This is a genomic window from Hoeflea sp. 108 (assembly GCF_000372965.1).
Classification (GTDB): Bacteria; Pseudomonadota; Alphaproteobacteria; order Rhizobiales; family Rhizobiaceae; genus Aminobacter.
Genome location: NZ_KB890024.1, coordinates 1,577,943 through 1,596,182 on the forward strand (window position 1 = coordinate 1,577,943; position 18,240 = coordinate 1,596,182).

18 protein-coding genes are annotated in these 18,240 nt (G+C 64.1%); 7 read left to right on the forward strand and 11 right to left on the reverse strand.

Annotation, left to right across the window (positions count from 1 at the left end; translation table 11 throughout):
- Positions 1 to 72: 72 nt before the first annotated feature.
- From B015_RS0107685 to B015_RS0107725, 9 genes are all read right to left on the reverse strand, one after another.
- Positions 73 to 699 carry a CvpA family protein gene (locus B015_RS0107685; protein ID WP_018427100.1) on the reverse strand — a complete coding sequence of 209 codons (627 nt, stop codon included), beginning with the start codon at positions 697 to 699 and terminating at the stop codon, positions 73 to 75.
- Between the two features lie 27 nt (positions 700 to 726).
- On the reverse strand, positions 727 to 2,130 hold the full coding sequence (gene radA, locus B015_RS0107690; protein WP_018427101.1) for a DNA repair protein RadA: 1,404 nt from the start codon (positions 2,128 to 2,130) through the stop codon (positions 727 to 729).
- A gap of 124 nt (positions 2,131 to 2,254) precedes the next feature.
- Entirely contained in the window at positions 2,255 to 3,751 is a 1,497-nt protein-coding gene (locus B015_RS0107695) for a replicative DNA helicase (protein WP_018427102.1), read from the reverse strand.
- A gap of 190 nt (positions 3,752 to 3,941) precedes the next feature.
- Positions 3,942 to 4,265, reverse strand: a complete 324-nt coding sequence (locus B015_RS0107700) for a YnfA family protein (protein WP_018427103.1) — start codon at positions 4,263 to 4,265, stop codon at positions 3,942 to 3,944.
- A gap of 55 nt (positions 4,266 to 4,320) precedes the next feature.
- Complete coding sequence (locus B015_RS0107705; protein ID WP_018427104.1) at positions 4,321 to 5,610, reverse strand: class I SAM-dependent methyltransferase; 1,290 nt, start codon at positions 5,608 to 5,610, stop codon at positions 4,321 to 4,323.
- 136 nt (positions 5,611 to 5,746) lie between these two features.
- On the reverse strand, positions 5,747 to 6,322 hold the full coding sequence (gene rplI, locus B015_RS0107710) for a 50S ribosomal protein L9 (protein WP_018427105.1): 576 nt from the start codon (positions 6,320 to 6,322) through the stop codon (positions 5,747 to 5,749).
- Between the two features lie 217 nt (positions 6,323 to 6,539).
- Positions 6,540 to 6,788: a 30S ribosomal protein S18 gene (rpsR, locus tag B015_RS0107715; RefSeq protein WP_018427106.1), complete on the reverse strand. Its 249-nt coding sequence runs from the start codon at positions 6,786 to 6,788 to the stop codon at positions 6,540 to 6,542.
- On the reverse strand, positions 6,788 to 7,246 hold the full coding sequence (gene rpsF / locus B015_RS0107720; RefSeq protein WP_018427107.1) for a 30S ribosomal protein S6: 459 nt from the start codon (positions 7,244 to 7,246) through the stop codon (positions 6,788 to 6,790). Before rpsF ends, rpsR begins: the two co-directional genes overlap by 1 nt.
- Before the next feature lie 299 nt (positions 7,247 to 7,545).
- Positions 7,546 to 9,408: an LTA synthase family protein gene (locus tag B015_RS0107725; RefSeq protein WP_081623549.1), complete on the reverse strand. Its 1,863-nt coding sequence runs from the start codon at positions 9,406 to 9,408 to the stop codon at positions 7,546 to 7,548.
- Between the two features lie 445 nt (positions 9,409 to 9,853).
- Between B015_RS0107725 and fabD the strand changes: the two genes are divergently transcribed.
- The 7 genes from fabD (at position 9,854) to gmk (ending at position 16,261) form a co-directional block, all read left to right on the forward strand.
- Complete coding sequence (gene fabD, locus B015_RS0107730; RefSeq protein ID WP_018427109.1) at positions 9,854 to 10,795, forward strand: ACP S-malonyltransferase; 942 nt, start codon at positions 9,854 to 9,856, stop codon at positions 10,793 to 10,795.
- A 54-nt stretch (positions 10,796 to 10,849) separates the two neighbouring features.
- The gene (fabG, locus tag B015_RS0107735) at positions 10,850 to 11,587 is read left to right on the forward strand and encodes a 3-oxoacyl-[acyl-carrier-protein] reductase (protein ID WP_018427110.1); all 738 of its coding nucleotides are present in this window, start codon (positions 10,850 to 10,852) and stop codon (positions 11,585 to 11,587) included.
- 247 nt (positions 11,588 to 11,834) lie between these two features.
- Positions 11,835 to 12,071, forward strand: coding sequence for an acyl carrier protein (locus tag B015_RS0107740; protein WP_018427111.1), 237 nt, complete (start codon positions 11,835 to 11,837; stop codon positions 12,069 to 12,071).
- A 30-nt stretch (positions 12,072 to 12,101) separates the two neighbouring features.
- Positions 12,102 to 13,364 carry a beta-ketoacyl-ACP synthase II gene (fabF, locus tag B015_RS0107745; protein ID WP_026227009.1) on the forward strand — a complete coding sequence of 421 codons (1,263 nt, stop codon included), beginning with the start codon at positions 12,102 to 12,104 and terminating at the stop codon, positions 13,362 to 13,364.
- A 107-nt stretch (positions 13,365 to 13,471) separates the two neighbouring features.
- Complete coding sequence (gene mltG, locus B015_RS0107750; protein WP_018427113.1) at positions 13,472 to 14,680, forward strand: endolytic transglycosylase MltG; 1,209 nt, start codon at positions 13,472 to 13,474, stop codon at positions 14,678 to 14,680.
- Positions 14,681 to 14,713: 33 nt separating this feature from the next.
- On the forward strand, positions 14,714 to 15,604 hold the full coding sequence (locus B015_RS0107755) for a YicC/YloC family endoribonuclease (protein ID WP_026227010.1): 891 nt from the start codon (positions 14,714 to 14,716) through the stop codon (positions 15,602 to 15,604).
- Positions 15,605 to 15,607: 3 nt separating this feature from the next.
- Complete coding sequence (gmk, locus tag B015_RS0107760) at positions 15,608 to 16,261, forward strand: guanylate kinase (RefSeq protein WP_018427115.1); 654 nt, start codon at positions 15,608 to 15,610, stop codon at positions 16,259 to 16,261.
- Between the two features lie 130 nt (positions 16,262 to 16,391).
- Here the strand turns inward: gmk and rsmA are convergent, their stop codons facing one another.
- Together rsmA and pdxA are read right to left on the reverse strand one after the other, a co-directional pair.
- Positions 16,392 to 17,219: a 16S rRNA (adenine(1518)-N(6)/adenine(1519)-N(6))-dimethyltransferase RsmA gene (gene rsmA, locus B015_RS0107765; protein WP_018427116.1), complete on the reverse strand. Its 828-nt coding sequence runs from the start codon at positions 17,217 to 17,219 to the stop codon at positions 16,392 to 16,394.
- Positions 17,216 to 18,238 carry a 4-hydroxythreonine-4-phosphate dehydrogenase PdxA gene (pdxA, locus tag B015_RS0107770; RefSeq protein ID WP_018427117.1) on the reverse strand — a complete coding sequence of 341 codons (1,023 nt, stop codon included), beginning with the start codon at positions 18,236 to 18,238 and terminating at the stop codon, positions 17,216 to 17,218. Before pdxA ends, rsmA begins: the two co-directional genes overlap by 4 nt.
- Positions 18,239 to 18,240 lie beyond the last annotated feature (2 nt).

Here is an 18,240-nt window from a genome sequence, read left to right on the forward strand (position 1 = left end):
TGTCGCAAAAACGCTATATAGTGCCAAGGGACGGGAAGGGCAACGGAAGTTCCGCTGCCTCTCACGCCATCGTCAATTGCTGGTCTTGGGCGGCTGCGCAGCAGGCGCCGGTTCGGCCGGAGCATCCGCTTCGCCGTCGACCGGCTCGGTGCCGTCGGTCGGCTGCGCTGCCGTGCCGGGCTCGCCGCTCTGCGGGTTGAGCTTCTTGAGGATCGACTTCTCAGGATCCTCGGGCAGCATGTTTTCGAGCGTGGTGCCGATGCTCTCCAGCAGCGGCCGCGACTTGGCTTCGGAGATCCAGGCCGGCGACTTGTCGCCCACCAGCCAGTTGAAGAACAACAGGCCCACCGAGACCACCAGAACGCCGCGCGCGGCGCCATAAAGGAAGCCCAGCGTGCGGTCGAGCGCGCCGATGCGGCTGTCGATGATGAAATCTGCGATCTTCATCGTGATGATGGTGACCACGATGAGTGCCACGATGAAGACGACGCCGGCGGCAGCCGCCATGGCGATCTTCTCGTTCTCGATATAGGGCTGAACGTAGGGCACGACCGGCTTGTAGAACAGAAAGGCCGCAACCGCCGCCGCCGCCCAGGATGCGATGGACAGCACTTCGCGCGAAAAACCGCGAACCATGGCGAGCATCGCCGAAACGAGGGTGAAGCCGACCAGAATTCCGTCGAGCAGCGTAATCGGCATCGTGTCACTCACTCCATGACGACGGTGTCAGTCCGTCTCTTCCGCGCGGCTTCGTCTTGAGCCGGCTATCCGTGCCACCAGATCCGAAAGCTCGGACGGCTGGAACGTTCCGGCACTTGAGCCGCCTGCGGTGTCCCCACTGCCGGAGGGCAGCACGGCCCTTCCGAACCCCAACTTTTCGGCCTCTTTAAGGCGCTGCTGCGCATGCGCAACGGGTCTTATCGCGCCCGAGAGGCTGATTTCGCCGAAATAGACGCAATCCGCGGGCAGGGCAATACCGGTGAGCGACGAAACCAGTGCGGAAGCCACAGCGAGATCGGCGGCGGGCTCGGAAATGCGGTAGCCACCGGCGACGTTGAGATAGACGTCGTGCTGGCCGAAGCGCACCCCGCAATGGGCCTCGAGCACGGCGAGCACCATCGACAGGCGCGACGAATCCCAGCCGACGACGGCGCGGCGCGGCGTACCCAGCGTGGAAGGTGCTACCAGCGCCTGGATCTCGACCAGCACCGGGCGGGTACCCTCGATTGCGGCAAACACGGCTGCTCCCGGCGCCTTGGCATGGCGTTCGCCGAGGAACAGTTCGGACGGGTTGGCGACCTCGCGCAGGCCCTTGTCGGACATTTCGAAGACGCCGATCTCGTCGGTAGGGCCGAATCGGTTCTTGACAGTGCGCAGGATGCGGTAGTGGTGGCCGCCTTCGCCCTCGAAATAGAGCACGCCGTCGACCATGTGCTCGACCACGCGCGGGCCGGCGATCTGGCCTTCCTTGGTGACATGGCCGACCAGCACGACAGCGGCGCCCGTCGACTTGGCGTAACGGATCATCGCCTGGGCGGACGCGCGCACCTGGGTGACGGTACCCGGGGCGGAATCGGCGAGATCGGTCCACAACGTCTGGATCGAGTCGATGATGACGAGGTCCGGCCGCTTGCCGTCGGCGATGGTGGCGAGGATGTCCTCGACATTGGTTTCGGCGGCAAGCTCCACAGGTGTCGAGGCAACACCCAGGCGCTGGGCGCGCAGCCTGATCTGGGCGACGGCTTCTTCGCCGGAGACGTAAACGATGCGGTGGCCCTGGCTGGCCAGTGCTGCCGCTGCCTGGGTGAGCAGCGTCGACTTGCCAATGCCGGGATCGCCGCCGATCAGCAGCGCCGAACCGCGGACGAAGCCGCCGCCGGTGGCGCGGTCGAGTTCGCCGATGCGCGAGATGATGCGCGGGGCATCCTCGATGTCGCCGTCGAGCGACGTCAGCGTGACGGCGCGGCCCTTGCGCGCGCTCTTGAGTGAGGACGGTCCGCTGCCGATACCGCCGGCCGTGCCTTCCTCGACGAGCGTGTTCCACTCGCCGCAGGAATCGCACTTGCCGGCCCAGCGCTGATGCGCCGCGCCGCAATTCTGGCAGATGAACTGGGTGCGGGCCTTAGCCATGGGTGAGGTGTCTTTCGGAAAAATGAAAAGGCAGAATCCTACGTTGCCCCCCTCTGTCATGCCGGACAGAACGGCGCGCTGGCCTGCCACCATCACCGATGACGAGCGCACATTCGCGCATGCGCTACTCTTCCCCAAACCTGTCCGGCAAATGATGCTCGGGGGCGAGGTCGAAGAAGCGGGTGAATTCGCCCTGGAAGCCGAGGCTGACGGTGCCGGTGGGGCCGTGACGCTGCTTGGCCACGATGACTTCGGCCTTGCCGCGCACCTCGTTCATGTTGACTTCCCACTGCAGGTACTCGTCGGTGCCGGGCTTCGGTTCCTTGTTCTTGAGGTAGTATTCCTCGCGATAGACAAAGATCACGACGTCGGCGTCCTGCTCGATCGAGCCCGACTCACGAAGGTCGGAGAGCTGCGGACGCTTGTCGTCGCGGTTTTCGACCTGACGCGACAGCTGCGACAGTGCGATGATCGGAACGTTGAGCTCTTTGGCCAGCGCCTTGAGGCCGGTGGTGATCTCGGTGATTTCCTGGACGCGGTTCTGCGACGACTTGGCGGACGAACCCTGCATCAGCTGGATATAGTCGATGATGATGAGGTCGAGGCCGCGCTGGCGTTTGAGGCGGCGGGCGCGCGCCGAGAGCTGGGCGATGGAGATACCACCGGTCGAATCGATGAACAGCGGGATCTTCTGCAGCGTCTGGGTGCAGCTGACCAGCTTTTCGAAGTCGGCCTCGGTCAGATCGCCGCGGCGGATCTTGGAGGAGGGCACCTCGGCCTGCTCGGAAATGATACGGGTGGCGAGCTGCTCGGACGACATTTCGAGCGAGAAGAAGCCGACGACGCCGCCATTTTCGGCCTTGAACGAGCCGTCCGCCTGCTGCGCCGGCACATAGGCATGCGCAACGTTGAAGGCGATGTTGGTGACGAGCGAGGTCTTGCCCATGCCAGGGCGGCCGGCGAGCACGATCAAGTCGGAAGACTGCAGGCCGCCCATGCGGGTATCGAGGTCCTGCAGGCCCGAGGAGACGCCGGAGAGGTGGCCGTCGCGCATGTAGGCCGCGCTGGCCATGTCGATTGCCGTCTTGACTGCATCGGAGAAGCTTTCGAAGCCGCCGTCGTAGCGACCGGTTTCGGCGAGCTCGAACAGGCGGCGCTCGGCATCCTCGATCTGCTCGGCAGGCGACATGTCGACAGGCGCGTCATAGGCGATGTTGACCATGTCCTCGCCGACGGTGATCAGCGCCCGGCGCGTGGCGAGGTCGTAGATGGCCCGGCCGTAGTCCGAGGCATTGATCACGGTGACGGCTTCAGCGGCGAGGCGCGCCAGATACTGGGACACTGTCATGTCGCCGACCTTTTCGTCGGCCGGCAGGAAGGTCTTGATGGTGACCGGGTTCGCCATCTTGCCCATGCGGATGAGCTCGGCTGAGACCTCGAAGATCTTGCGGTGCAGCGGCTCGTAGAAATGGGTAGCCTTCAGGAAGTCCGAGACGCGGTAGAAGGCGTCGTTGTTGACCAGCATGGCGCCCAGGAGCGCCTGTTCGGCCTCCATGTTGTTGGGGGCTTCCCGGTAGAGCGGGGTTTCCGCCACTTCAAACTTGCGCGCTGCCTCGGCCAATGTCTTCCCCGTCTCTGAACCCGAACGTTCTCACTAGCAGATGCGCCCGCGGGCACGACTGCGTCTATTTTGCACGCTGCCCGCTGTTCACACTCGTCCACAGGCCAGCACGCCGTCGCGAGAAATCCGGTTGACGCGAATCGCAGCGAGTCTAATCGCTGTCAGCTAGGAACAAAACAGGAATATTCAGTTATGCCCCGCGCGGCGCGAGCAGGATGACCGAAGCGCCGAAGATGCAGATGACGGCACCGATGAGATCCCAGCGGTCGGGCCGCACGCCTTCGGCGAGCCACAGCCAGCCGAGCGACGCGGCAATGTAGATGCCGCCATAGGCGGCATAGGCGCGGCCGGCGGCGTCCGCCTCGACAAGGGCCAGCAGCCAGCCAAAGGCGATCAGGGAGACGATGCCTGGAATGAGCCACAGCGCCGACTTGTCGAGCCGCCACCACGCCCAGAATGAAAAGCAGCCGGCGATTTCGGCAAGGGCGGCGGCGATGTAGATGGCGTAGGTCATGAAAAAGCCCGCGATGAGAAGGGCTTTTTCCTACGGGAGCGGCATGAGGCGCAAGCTATTCCTTGTCGGTCACCCTGCGTTTGCGCGGCGGTTTGGCCGCGGGAACCGCCTTGCGATGCGCCATCGCGTGCATGGCCAGAGCCTTCTCGCACTTGCCGATATAGTCGCGGGTGACAGGCAGCGTGTCGTTGCGATGGGTAAGCTGGATCTGGAACACCATGAGGTCCTGCCAACGGAAGGCGGCTTCGGACGCCGCGAGGTAGAATTCCCACATGCGACAGAAACGTTCGTCATAAATCGCCTTGGCCTTGTCGCGGTTGGCGAGAAAGCGCTCGCGCCAGTGCTTCAGCGTCTCGGCGTAGTGCAGTCGGAGGATCTCGACGTCGGTGACCATGAGCCCCGATTTCTCGATATGCGGAAGCACTTCCGACAGTGCCGGGATGTAGCCGCCGGGGAAGATGTATTTGCGGATGAAGGCGCTGGTCGCCGTCGGTGGGCCGGCGCGGCCGATGGCGTGCAGCACCATGACGCCGTCGGGCTTCAGACGCTTGGCCACCGTGTCGAAGAAGGCGCGGTAGTGGTTGACGCCGACATGCTCGAACATGCCGACCGAGACGATGCGGTCGAAGCGCTCGACGAGGTCGCGGTAGTCCCTGATTTCGAAATGGGCCTGGTTTTCGAGCCCCTCGGCCTGGGCGCGCTCGGTGGCGACGGCGTGCTGTTCCGTCGACAAGGTGACGCCGAGCACCTGCACGTCGAAGGAGCGGGCGAGGTAAAGCCCGAGCCCGCCCCAGCCGGATCCGATGTCGAGCACCGATTGGCCGGGCTTCAGGCGCATCTTGGCGGCGAGATGCGCCTTCTTGGCAAGCTGCGCCTCCTCGAGAGTCATCTCCGGCTCGGCGAAATAGGCGCAGGAATATTGCATGTCCTCATCGAGGAAGAGGCGGTAGAGGTCGCCCGACAGGTCGTAGTGGCGCTGGACGTTGCGCTTGGCACGCGCCGCAGTGTTGACCTGCTGGAAACGGCGGAAGGCGACGCGCAGCCCGTCGATGGCGCGTGTCCAGGCGGCGTCGATTGTGCCGTTGCCGAGATTCTGGAAGGCGATCCGCATCAGTCCCAGCACGTCGCCGCCGACGATGTCCATTTCGCCGTCCATGAAGGTCTCGGGAATGGCCAGCATCGGGTCGAAGGTGATCGCGCGCTCCGCGTGGCGGGTCTTGATCACCATGTGTACAGGTTCGCCGCTGCCGTCGCCGAACCGATGGGTGCTTCCCTTCGGACCGGTCACGGTCAGGTTTCCTACGCGTACAAGTCTTCCGAGGATGCGCTGAAGCAACACATTCATGGGCAGTGCTCGCGATCTGTCAGTCCTGTCTTGTGATCCTCTTCAATGATGCAGCCCTTGGCAAGTTCCACCAGGCACAAAAAAGCCCGGGCGTTTCCGCCCGGGCTTGGTCCAGAAAACTGGAGGAAGACGAAGCTTAGATGTCGTCTTCTTCTTCGGCGTTCGGATCGAAGAAGGCGTCCGGACGGGCGTTCTCGTTGATGTCGTCGCCGTAGATGGCTTCGGCGGTCGTGAGCGTCTCGCCCTTCGACTGGCGCTCTGCTTCGTCCGAGGTGCGGGCGATGTTGAGGGTGATGGTGACCTCGACTTCGGCGTGCAGCGAAATCGCCACGTTGGTCAGGCCGATGGTCTTGATCGGCTGGTTCAGCTCGACCTGGTTGCGGGCAACCGTGAAGCCTTCGGCGATCAGGATGTCGGCGACGTCGCGGGTCGAGACCGAACCGTAGAGCTGGCCGGTTTCACCAGCCGAGCGCACGACCACGAAGGTCTTGCCGTCGAGCTTGTCGGCGACCTGCTGGGCTTCCGTCTTGCGCTCGAGGTTGCGGGCTTCGAGCTGGGCGCGCTGGCCTTCGAACTTCTTCTTGTTGGCTTCGTTGGCACGAAGCGCCTTGCCCTTGGGCAGCAGGAAGTTACGGGCAAAGCCGTCCTTGACCTTGACGGTGTCGCCCATCTGGCCGAGGCGGGAAATACGTTCGAGGAGAATGACGTCCATTTTCCTTGTCCTTTCGTTGGCTGCAAAGGCAGCGAATTGGGTTCAACGGGCAAGGAAGCAAGAAGGGCGCGTGGCGCCTGTTTCGCTGTCCTGCCTGTCGCGGCAGTTAGGGTTTCCTGAGAAAACCCAACCCGGGATTTTGAGGACTACCCTGCCACGCCCGTCGCGGAGGGAGGTGTTCCGGCCCGGGGCAGGTGCCGCCGGGCCGGAACGGATATCACTTCACCACGTAGGGCAGCAGGCCGAGGAAGCGGGCGCGCTTGATCGCCTGGGCGAGTTCACGCTGCTTCTTCTGGCTGACGGCGGTGATGCGCGAGGGAACGATCTTACCGCGCTCGGAAATGTAGCGCTGCAGCAGACGCACGTCCTTGTAGTCGATCTTCGGAGCGTTGGCGCCGGAGAACGGGCAGGTCTTGCGACGACGATGGAAAGGACGACGGGTCGGGATCTGATTGATGTCGACCATTATTCTGCACCCCCTTCAAAGCCTTCGCGCGGACGGCGCGGGGCACGATCACTACGGTCGCCGCGGTCGCGGTCGCCGAAGCTGCGCTGCGGACGGTCGCCGAAGCCACCGCGGTCGCCACGCTCGGAGCGCTCTTCGCGCTTCTGCATCATGGCGGACACGCCTTCCTCATGCGCCTCGACCTTGACGGTCATGAAGCGGAGGATGTCTTCGGACAGGCCCTGCTGGCGCTCGACTTCCTTGACGGCAGCCGACGGAGCGGTGATGTCCATAAGCGTGTAATACGCCTTGCGGTTCTTGTTGATGCGGTAGGTGAGGGACTTCAAGCCCCAGTTCTCGACCCGGCCAACCGATCCGCCAGCTGCAGTGATGATGCCCTTGTAGTGTTCGACAAGTGCATCGACCTGCTGCTGCGAGAGGTCCTGACGGGCAAGAAACACATGTTCGTAAAGAGCCATAGTTCTTTGCCTTTCTTCGTTTCCATCTTCCGGTCCCGGCGGCTAGAGCCTCTGCGACCTCTGCTAACCCGCGATGCGGGGAAGAAAGGTGCGTGACGAGACGGTCGAGAGCGGAGACACGGGAGGCGGAAGCGTTTTCGCTTCACGCGGAAGTTTCCGAGAAAACCTCCGGCCCTCCGTTCAGCCCCCAGCTGGGACCGGCAGATGGCGGGCGTCTACAGGCAAAGGGCCGATAAGGCAAGAGGGAGGGCCGAGATATCGGGCGAAACCGGCCTTTTCCGGCCGATTTTCAGGGCCGGCTACGCGTCTTCGCGCAGGAACAGCGGCGAGCGCGTGCGGTTGGCCACGACCTTGTCGACCGTCTCGGGGAAGAACTCCTTGGCGCCACGGCGCTTGCCGAACATCATGTCGTACTGCAGCCAGCGGAAATCGCGGATCGCGGGGTCGAGTTCTTTCTGGCGCGACCAGTCGAACTGTGTCTCGCCGAGGCGCGGCAGCAGCACGTTGCGGTCGACGACGCGGAAGCGGTCGTGCACCTCGCCGAGGAAGCCGGTGTAATAGGGGTGGGTGATCCCGGCGGTCTCAAGCACATGCAGCGGCAGGAATGCCGGGCTGATCGAGCCGATGTCGCGCGCCGCACCCGTGCGGTTCGACCACACCACCAGCGGCGTCTCGTGCTGCACCAGCATGTCGTTGATCGGCGCCTTGCGCTTGGCGACCGGCTCTTTCATGAAGCCGGTGTCGACATAGACGGGGCCGAGCGGCGGCAGGTGGTCGCCGAAGAAGGCGATCACGGTCGGGCGTTCGCGCTTGCTGGCCCAGTCCATCAGGCGCTGCAGGCTGCGGTCGGCGTCGGAGGCGCCCTCGGCATAGGTCAGGATCGAATCGCGCGTCCACTGCGACAGCTTGCCGGCCTCGACCTTGTGGGTGGCGTCGTTGTAGCGACCCGGCTCATAGGGGCCGTGGCTCTGCAGGCTGACGGCAAAGTAGAAGAACGGATGGTCCGTGGCATCGGCCTGACGGATAATCTCTTCGGTCAGCGCCTCGTCGGAAGCGAGCGGGCCGCGCTTCTTCAGCGGCGGAAGGTTCTCTTCCGACATGAACTCGTCGAAGCCGAAGGCCTTGTAGACGGGCGCACGGTTCCAGAACCAGCCGCCGAAGGGGTGGATGGCCTTGGTCTCGTAGCCTTCGCTGCGCAGGAAGGTTGCCATCGAAGGTACCGGATTGCGCACATATTGCTGGTAGGGGATGCTGCCGGCCGGCAGAAACGCGTTGGAGAAGCCGGTCAGCGCCTCGAACTCGACATTGGCCGTCATGCCGCCGAATTCGGGCGAGAAGACGTGGCCCGACTGCGCGGCGCGTACGCTCGGGATCGGGTCCGGGCTGATCTCCACGCCGGGCAGGCGCGTCGGATCCCAGAAAGATTCGCTCATCACCACGATGATGTCGGGCTTTTCCTCGGGCAGGGAGGTCGCGACGTCGGTGCGGGTAATCGCATCGATCGCCTTTTCCGTATAGCCCTGCGGCGCGTTGACCTTGGCCATCGGCACGTTGAGCGCAAAGGCGATGGCGAAGCCGTTGGAGGCGTAGTTCTCCTTCTGGTCCCACATCATCGGAATAATCTGCAGCCGATCGCGCGTCCACGAGAAGGTCGCGTAGTCCATGATCGAGACAAAGAAGGCGAGCGTCGGCAGCGCAATGGCAAGGCGCGAGATGCGCGCCCAGAACGACAGCGCCGGCATGCGGCGGCGCCAATGGCGCCAAGCCAGCACGAGCAGCGAGATGCCGGCGACAAGCCCGACGGCGATGCCGACGCCGGTCCACGGGCGTTCGCGCACCAGAAGCGGCATCAATTCCACGATCTGGCGGGCGTAGAGAAAGTCGGTCGGATAGAGCGGATCGCCGAGATAGAGCGACTTCTGGTGGCCGACGAAGGCCAGCGTCAGCGCAACGGGGGCGACGATCAAAAGGCCGTTGTGCGGCCGGCCGAGGAGCGCGTCGAGGCCGATCAGGATCAGCGCAAACAGCGCGACCGTGGTCCAGCTCGGCTTGAAGGGCTGCTGGAAGAAGTTGATGGTGTCGATGAGGGAGCCGCGCGCGATCAACTCGATGGCAAAGACCAGCACGGCCGAAACCGCCAGCGTCACCATCACCGAACGCATCACGCCAAGCGCATAGGCGCGCCGGCAGAACGCGGTCTGATCCGCGTCGGCAACGCTCTGCGCGGCGGCGACGCCGTTATCGTCTACACTTCCCAACTCAATGCTTCCCCGAGTTCATGACGGCTTCATAATGTAGACGTCACCTGAACGTCACCTGAACGTCATCAAACTGTCATGCAGAAGCTAGGGCTTATGGCAAAATTGAGAAGCGTTGGCCAACAAATCGTGTTTTGGCCTAATCATTGTGTGATTATCGGCCCGTTTCGGGCCTGAAGACGCACAAGGCTTGACTTGACAGGGCGCATTGCGCCAGAGCCACAGCGATCCGGAGTGCCCGGCGTTCCCCAGGGGCGGCAAGCGTACTTCGGTTTGTTATGTCTGCGCATCGCGCCAATCAGGGGGCGTACAAGCCTTCGAGCGATGCGCCAGCAGCCAGGAGACAAGAATGGCCGTCGCATTTACTTTTCCGGGGCAGGGCAGCCAGGCTGTCGGCATGGGCAAGGAACTCGCCGATGCTTTTCCCGAAGCGCGCCGGGTTTTCGAGGAAGTCGATGAAGCGCTCGGCGAAAAGCTGTCGAAGCTGATCTGGGAAGGTCCCGAGGAGACGCTGACGCTGACCGCCAATGCCCAGCCGGCGCTGATGGCCGTGTCGATGGCGGCGTTCCGCGCGCTGGAATCGCGTGGGCTTTCGCTCAAGGACAAGGTTTCTTTCGTTGCCGGCCACTCGCTTGGCGAATATTCCGCGCTTGCGGCGGCCGGCTTCGTTTCCGTAGCTGACACAGCGCGCCTGCTGCGCATCCGCGGCGATGCCATGCAGGCGGCTGTGCCGGCGGGCCAGGGTGCGATGGCTGCGATCATCGGCCTCGATCAGGCTGACGTCGATGCGGCTTGCGCCGAGGCCGCTCAGGGCTCGGTCGTGCAGATCGCCAACGACAATGGCGGCGGCCAGTTGGTTATCTCCGGCGAGAAGGCAGCGGTTGAACGTGCCGCAGCGCTCTGCACCGCAAAGGGCGCCAAGCGCGCGCTGATGCTGCAGGTGTCCGCACCCTTCCATTCGGCGCTGATGGCGCCGGCGGCCGAAAAGATGCGCGAGGCGCTCGCCGGCGTGAAGAAGAATGTGCCTGTCGTGCCCGTCGTCGCCAACGTGACCGTGCAGCCGATCATCGATCCGGAAGAGATCGCCGCCCGCCTCGTCGAGCAGGTGACGGGTCGCGTCCGCTGGGCCGAGACGGTCCAGTGGTTCGGCAACAACGGCGTCACCACTCTTTATGAAGTGGGTGCCGGCAAGGTGCTGTCGGGCCTCGCCCGCCGCATCAACAAGGAAATCGCGACCGCTGCCGTCAACAACCCGGCAGACGTCGACGCGGCAGTCGCCGCGCTCGCCTGAACAATTCGAACGACCCCGCCCGTGTGAAGGGTGTGCTCCAAGGAGAGTGGAACAATGTTTGATCTGACCGGCCGTAAGGCACTCGTCACCGGCGCCTCCGGTGGCATCGGCGAAGAAATCGCCCGCATCCTGCACAAGCAGGGCGCCATCGTCGGCCTGCACGGCACCCGCGTCGAGAAACTCGAGGCCCTGGCCAACGATCTCGGCGACCGCGTGAAGCTGTTCCCGGCCAATCTCGGCAACCGCGACGAGGTCAAGGCGCTGGGCCAGAAGGCGGAGGCCGAGCTCGAAGGTGTCGACATCCTGGTCAACAATGCCGGCATCACCAAGGACGGTCTGTTCGTGCGCATGTCCGACGAAGACTGGGACCAGGTCATCGAGATCAATCTGACGGCGATGTTCCGCCTGACGCGCGAGCTGACCCATCCGATGATGCGTCGCCGTCACGGCCGCATCATCAACATCACCTCGGTGGTGGGCGTGACCGGCAATCCCGGTCAGACCAACTACTGCGCGTCGAAGGCCGGCATGATCGGCTTCTCGAAGTCGCTGGCGCAGGAGATCGCGACCCGCAACATCACCGTCAACTGCGTTGCCCCGGGCTTCATCGAATCGGCGATGACCGAGAAGCTCAACGACAAGCAGAAAGAGGCGATCATGGGCGCTATTCCTGCCAAGCGCATGGGAACCGGCCAGGAAGTCGCCTCGGCGGTTGCCTATCTTGCCTCCAACGAGGCCGCGTACGTCACCGGCCAGACCATCCACGTCAACGGCGGGATGGCAATGATCTGAGCTGGATTGGTGCGATCCGGCCCGTTCAGAGGTGCCGGAATTGCCCGACAGCGGTCGATAGGCCGGGATAACCGGCCCTTTGGCCCTTGGACGCGGTAAAGAATTCGTGTATTGCCGCGCCCCATCAGGTGGCTGGACCTTGACCGGACCGCTGCCCGTGCGCTTTGGAAAGCGCAGAATTGAGCTTGATTAGCGGCATTCCGCCCGCTAACGAAGACCGAAGAAACACAAGACTGAGGATGCCCACATGAGTGACACCGCAGAGCGCGTCAAGAAGATCGTTGTCGAACACCTTGGCGTCGATGCCGACAAGGTGACGGAAGCTGCAAGCTTCATTGACGATCTGGGCGCGGACAGCCTCGACACGGTCGAGCTCGTTATGGCGTTCGAAGAAGAATTCGGCGTCGAGATCCCCGATGACGCGGCCGAGACCATCCTGACCGTTGGCGACGCCGTCAAGTACATCGACAAGGCTTCGGCCTAAGCGTCCCTTGGATTATCGGGGATGCCAGCGATGAGGCGTGTGGTCGTCACGGGCCTTGGCCTGCTTTCGCCGTACGGCATGGGCTATGAACACGGCTGGAAAGAGCTTCTTTCCGGCCGGAGCGCTGCCAGGCGGATAACGGAATTCGAAGTCGACGACCTTGCATGCAAGATCGCGAACGTCATCCCCAGGGGTGACGGCTCCAACAACACCTTCAACCCCGAAGCGGTCCTTGAGCCCAAGGAACTGCGCAAGATCGGCGACTTCATCCTGTACGGGATCGCAGCCGCCGACGAGGCGTTGAAGGATTCGGGTTGGGAGCCCAAGACGCCGGACGAGCAGAACGCGACCGGCGTCATGATCGGCTCGGGCATCGGCGGCATTGACGGCATTGCCGAAAATGCCCTGATCCTCAAGGAACGCGGCCCGCGCCGCATCAGCCCATTCTTCATTCCCGGCCAGATCATCAATCTGGTCTCCGGCCAGGTTTCGATCCGGCACGGCCTCAAGGGGCCGAACCATGCCGTGGTCACCGCCTGCTCGACCGGTGCGCACGCCATTGGCGACGCTGCCCGCCTGATCATGTTCGGCGATGCCGACGTGATGGTGGCCGGTGGTGCCGAAGCTCCGGTGACGCGTCTGTCGCTGGCCGGCTTCGCGGCCTGCAAGGCGCTGTCCACCGATCGCAACGACGAGCCTGAGAAGGCTTCGCGTCCCTATGATCGCGACCGTGACGGGTTCGTCATGGGTGAGGGCGCAGGCGTCGTGGTTCTCGAGGAACTCGAGCATGCCAAGGCACGCGGCGCAAAGATTTACGCCGAAGTGGTCGGTTATGGACTGACCGGCGATGCCCATCACATCACGGCTCCGGCCGAGGATGGCGACGGCGCCTTCCGCTGCATGTCTGCAGCGCTGAAGCGTGCCGACCTGACGCCCGCCGACATCGACTACATCAATGCCCATGGCACTTCGACCATGGCCGACACCATCGAACTGGGCGCTGTCGAGCGTCTGGTCGGCAATGCTGCCTCGAAGGTGTCGATGTCGTCGACCAAGTCGTCGATCGGCCACCTGCTGGGTGCAGCAGGTGCGGCAGAGGCGATCTTCTCGATCCTCGCCATTCGCGACAACATCGCGCCGGCGACGATCAATCTGGACAATCCCGAACGCGAAACCGCGATCGATCTGGTGCCGAACAAGCCGCGCAGCAGGCAGATCGACGTTGCGCTTTCGAACTCGTTCGGTTTCGGCGGCACCAACGCCTCGCTGGTCTTCCGGCGCTATAACGGCTGACAGGCTGTGGGTAGGGGCCTCCGAGCGGGGCCTCTGCCGTGATTTCTGCCACATTCGCGCCTAGTCTCCCGGCGGGGATTCGACGCAAAAGAGAGTGGCGAGGCAAAATGAGCATGAATACGCCAGGGCAGGGGGATGGGGCTCAGCGCGCAGCGCAGGCAAGCCCGATCGTTCCGAAAACCGCACAGGAAGCGCTGCGGCCCGAAGCCGGCACACCGCCGCCCTCGAAGCGTTCGCGCGCCTCGCGCAACCAGTTTGTCGTCTTCCTGAATTTCATGATGTCGGCCGCCGTGCTGGTGATCCTCGCCAGTGGTGCCGCACTCTATTTCGGCAAGCAGGAATTCACCGGCCAGGGCCCCTCGACGGCGCCCAGCACCTTCCTGGTCAAGCCGAGCACTGGCGTGGCCGATATTGCCGACCAGCTCGAGCGACGCGGCCTCGTCAGCGACGCCCGCATCTTCCGCCTGGGCGTGCGTGCCTATGGCAATGACGGCGCGCTGAAGGCCGGCGAATACGAGATCGAGGCCGGCGCTTCGATGCTCGACATCATGGATCTGCTGAAGAGCGGCAAGTCGGTGCAGTATTCGCTGACCATCCCGGAAGGGCTGACGGTCGAGCAGGCCTGGCAGCGTATCGCCGAGCAGGAGGCCCTGAGCGGCGATATGCCCAAGGATATCCCTGCCGAAGGCTCGCTGATCGCCGACACCCAGCGCTTTACCCGCGGCGCCAGCCGCCAACAGATCGTCAACAAGATGCTGGCTGACCAGAAAGAGCTGGTCGACAGCATCTGGGCGCGGCGCGCGCCAGACCTGCCGCTGGCCGATATCAACGAGTTCGTGACGCTGGCTTCGATCGTCGAAAAGGAAACCGCCCGGGGTGATGAGCGCTCGCGCGTTGCCGCCGTGTTCATCAACCGGCTGAACAAGGGCATGCGCCTGCAGTCCGATCCGACGATCATCTACGGCATCTTCGGCGGCAAGGGCAAACCGGCCGACCGGCCGATCTTCCGCTCCGACATCGACAAGCCGACGCCGTACAACACCTACACGATCAAGGGCCTGCCGCCGACGCCGATCGCCAACCCGGGCAAGGCATCGCTGGAGGCGGTCGCCAACCCGTCGAAGACCAAGGACCTGTACTTCGTTGCCGACGGCACCGGCGGCCACGTCTTTGCCGCGACGCTGGACGAGCACAACGAAAACGTTGCCCGCTGGCGTGCCTTTCAGCGCAAGGTCGTCGAGGACGAGAAGGCGGCAGATCAGCCCGATCCGGCCAAGAACGACGCCACGACCACAAATTCCGTCAAGAAGAAGTAAGGCGCGAGCCGACGCAAGGGACAGGCGGGCCAGATGAATTTGCAGAGCATGACCGGCTTCGCCCGCACCGCGGCGGAGCATGATGGCACAGCCATCGCCTGGGAAGTGAAGTCGGTCAACGGCAAGAGCGTCGAGGTGCGCCTGCGCCTGCCGCAAGGCTTCGACCGGCTTGAGCAGCCTGTCCGCCAGGCCGTCCAGAAGCGCTTCACCCGCGGCAATGTGCAAGCGACGCTGACGGTCAGCCGCAGCAGTGCTGGCATGGTGCAGCCCGTCATCAACGAGGTTTTCCTCAAGGATGTCGCCAATCTCGCCAACCGCTTGGTCGAGCAGTATGGCGCGGCCCCAGCGACCGCTGATGGCCTGCTGGCCCTGCGTGGCGTCTTCGATATGCCCGAGGCTGTCGAGACCGAGGAGCAGCGGGCGGCGATCGACGCTGCGATCATGAATTGTCTCGAGGCCGGGCTTGCCGGCCTGGTCGAGGCCCGCCAGGACGAGGGCGAGGCGCTGCGCAGCCTGCTGCTGGGGCATATCGCGGCTATCGAGGCGCTGACGCTGAAGGCCGAGGCTGACCCATCGCGCGAGCCGGGGCAGATTCGCCAGCGGATTGCCGAACAGGTGCAATTGCTGCTCGATGCGGCACCGGCGCTGGATGAAGCGCGGCTCAACATGGAAGCCGCCTTCCTTGCCACCAAGGCTGACATCCGCGAGGAGATTGACCGGCTGAAGACCCATGTCGCATCGGCGCGCGCGCTGCTCGCCGGCGGCGGGGCTGTTGGCCGCAAGCTCGATTTTCTCGCGCAGGAATTCAACCGCGAATCGAATACCCTATGTTCGAAGTCGAACGCCGCCGCAGTGACCGCCATCGGGCTGGAGCTTAAGGCCGTGGTCGACCAATTCCGCGAGCAGGTTCAGAATCTGGAGTAGCGCATGAGCGCCGAAAACCTTTCCAACACCATCAAGCGTCGCGGACTGATGCTGGTGCTGTCGTCGCCGTCGGGCGCCGGCAAGTCGACCATCTCGCGCAACCTGATCGAGACCGATCCGGAGCTGAAGCTGTCGGTGAGCGTGACCACCCGTCCGCGCCGCGGCAGCGAGATCGACGGTGCACACTATCACTTTACCTCGAAGCGCGAGTTCGAGCTGTTGCGCGACAACGACGCCCTGCTCGAATGGGCCGAAGTGCATGGCAATTTCTACGCCACGCCGCGCGAGCCGGTCGAGTTGGCCATGTCGCAGGGCCGTGACATGCTGTTCGACATCGACTGGCAGGGCGCCAAGCAGCTCAAGGAAAAGATGCGCGGCGACATCGTCTCGATCTTCATCCTCCCGCCCTCCATGGGCGAACTGAAGGCCCGCCTCAAGCGTCGTGCCGAGGATCAGGATGCGGTGATCGAGACGCGGCTCAAGAATGCCCGCGACGAGATCGAGCACTGGGGCGAATACGACTATGTCGTGGTCAACGAAGACCTCGACCGTGCCTTTGCCGAAGTGCGGGCGATCGTGGCCGCCGAGCGGCTGCGTCGCGACCGTCGGCCGGGCCTGTTCGATTTCGTCTCGAAGCTGCTCGACGAAAAGGTCTGATCTTTTTGCCTTCTGCCCTTGTGGGAGGTGTCGCCAGGGCGACGGATGAGGGGTGGCCGTCAGGCTGTAATCCTCATCATCCAAGCTCATTGCGCTCGCCCACCGTCTCCCGCAAAGCGGAGAAGCAGCGTCAGACCGCCTTGGCCAGGGCCACGAATTCCTCGATGCTCAGCGTCTCGGCTCGGCGGGTGGGGTCGATACCAGCAATTTCCAAGACCCGTTCGCCGCCCATGCTCTTCAGGCTCTGGCGCAGCATCTTGCGGCGCTGGCCGAAGGCCGCCTCGGTGACGCGGCCGAGAACCTTCACATCGATAGCCAGCGGCTCCGCGCGCGGCACCAGATGAACCACAGACGAGGTCACCTTGGGCGGCGGGGTAAAGGCTTGCGGCGGCACGTCGAAGGCGATCCTTGCCTCCGTACGCCAGCCGGCCAGTACGCCGAGGCGGCCATAGGCCGAACTTGTGGGTTTCGCCACGATCCGCTCTGCGACCTCGCGCTGGAACATCAGCGTCAGCGACTGATAGAAGGGTGGCCACGCCTCCACCGTCAGCCAGCGGACCAGAAGTTCCGTACCGATATTGTAGGGCAGGTTGGCGACGATCTTGACCGGGCCCGAGGCAAGTGCGGTGAAGTCGGTCTTGAGCGCATCGCCGGAAATGACCTCCAGCCGCCCAGGATAGTGTGCGGCAACCTCAGCCAGCGCAGCCATGGTGCGCTCGTCGCGTTCGATGGCGATCACGCGCTCAGCGCCATTCATGAGCAGGGCCCGTGTCAGGCCACCCGGGCCGGGGCCGACCTCGATGACGGTGACGCCGGTCAGGTCGCCGGCGGCGCGCGCAACCTTGCTTGTGAGATTGAGGTCGAGCAGGAAGTTCTGCCCGAGCGCCTTCTTGGCCTGCAGGCCGTGGCGCTCGATGACGTCGCGGAGCGGCGGCAGGCCGTCGATGCTGGTGCTCATGCCTGGCCACCCTCTACGTCGGCGAGTTGTCGGGCCAGCTTGAGCGCAGCGATCAGGCTGTCGGACCTGGCGATGCCCTTGCCGGCAATGTCGAAGGCAGTGCCGTGATCGGGCGACGTGCGGATGAAGGGCAAGCCGAGCGTGACATTGACGGTCTCGTCGAAGGCCAAGGCCTTGGCGGGGATAAGGGCCTGGTCGTGATACATGCAGATTGCGGCATCATAGCCGGCGCGGGCGCGGGCATGGAACATGGTGTCGGCGGGCAGGGGGCCGAAGACGTCGATAGCTTCCGCCTGCAACGCGTCGACGGCTGGGCGCACGACGCGCTCGTCCTCGTGGCCCATGGCTCCACCTTCGCCGGCATGCGGATTGAGGCCCGAGATCGCGATGCGCGGATTGGCGATGCCGAAACGCAGACGGAGATCGTGGGCGGTGATGCGGCTCGTTTCGACAATCGCCTCTGTCGTCAGCGCCTTTGGCACGTCGGCCAGGGCAATGTGGATGGTGACCGGCACGGCACGCAGGTCTGGACCGGCAAGCATCATCACCGGCGTGACGGGGTGGCCGAGCCTTTGGGAGGCGAGGTAGGCCAGATATTCGGTGTGGCCGGGAAAGCGGAAGCCGGCATCGTAGAGCGGCTTCTTGGCGATGGGGCAGGTGACGACGGCGGCGGCGCGACCCTCGAACGTATCGGCGACGGCGCGGTCGATGGCCTCGATGATCCCGCCTGCATTCTGCTTGTCGGGCTGGCCGGGTGTGTCGACGAGCCTTGCGGCCAAGGGTACGATCGGCAGGGCCGATGCAAAATGAGCGGCGGCGTTGGCTGGGTCGGTTTCTGTGATCTTAAGCTCGAGGCCGAGTTTGGCCGCGCGCGCAGCAACAAGCGCCGGGTCGCCAAGCAGGTAGAACGCGGGAACGTCGGCAGCCTGCCGCAGTCGCCACGCGGAGACTGCGATTTCCGGGCCGATGCCTGAGGGATCGCCAATGGTCAGCGCCAGTGGGGCGCCGGGGGCACCCACGG

Bases quoted from the DNA above. Each gene is read 5' to 3' on its own strand.
- radA (WP_018427101.1), bottom strand. From the start codon at position 2,130: ATGGCTAAGGCCCGCACCCAGTTCATCTGCCAGAATTGCGGCGCGGCG.
- rpsR (WP_018427106.1), bottom strand. From the start codon at position 6,788: ATGGTCGACATCAATCAGATCCCGACCCGTCGTCCTTTCCATCGTCGT.
- rplI (WP_018427105.1), bottom strand. From the start codon at position 6,322: ATGGACGTCATTCTCCTCGAACGTATTTCCCGCCTCGGCCAGATGGGC.
- mltG (WP_018427113.1), top strand. From the start codon at position 13,472: ATGAGCATGAATACGCCAGGGCAGGGGGATGGGGCTCAGCGCGCAGCG.
- rsmA (WP_018427116.1), bottom strand. From the start codon at position 17,219: ATGAGCACCAGCATCGACGGCCTGCCGCCGCTCCGCGACGTCATCGAG.
- fabD (WP_018427109.1), top strand. From the start codon at position 9,854: ATGGCCGTCGCATTTACTTTTCCGGGGCAGGGCAGCCAGGCTGTCGGC.
- B015_RS0107705 (WP_018427104.1), bottom strand. From the start codon at position 5,610: ATGAATGTGTTGCTTCAGCGCATCCTCGGAAGACTTGTACGCGTAGGA.
- B015_RS0107700 (WP_018427103.1), bottom strand. From the start codon at position 4,265: ATGACCTACGCCATCTACATCGCCGCCGCCCTTGCCGAAATCGCCGGC.
- fabG (WP_018427110.1), top strand. From the start codon at position 10,850: ATGTTTGATCTGACCGGCCGTAAGGCACTCGTCACCGGCGCCTCCGGT.
- gmk (WP_018427115.1), top strand. From the start codon at position 15,608: ATGAGCGCCGAAAACCTTTCCAACACCATCAAGCGTCGCGGACTGATG.
- fabF (WP_026227009.1), top strand. From the start codon at position 12,102: ATGAGGCGTGTGGTCGTCACGGGCCTTGGCCTGCTTTCGCCGTACGGC.
- B015_RS0107755 (WP_026227010.1), top strand. From the start codon at position 14,714: ATGAATTTGCAGAGCATGACCGGCTTCGCCCGCACCGCGGCGGAGCAT.
- B015_RS0107685 (WP_018427100.1), bottom strand. From the start codon at position 699: ATGCCGATTACGCTGCTCGACGGAATTCTGGTCGGCTTCACCCTCGTT.
- B015_RS0107725 (WP_081623549.1), bottom strand. From the start codon at position 9,408: ATGCGTTCGGTGATGGTGACGCTGGCGGTTTCGGCCGTGCTGGTCTTT.
- B015_RS0107740 (WP_018427111.1), top strand. From the start codon at position 11,835: ATGAGTGACACCGCAGAGCGCGTCAAGAAGATCGTTGTCGAACACCTT.
- rpsF (WP_018427107.1), bottom strand. From the start codon at position 7,246: ATGGCTCTTTACGAACATGTGTTTCTTGCCCGTCAGGACCTCTCGCAG.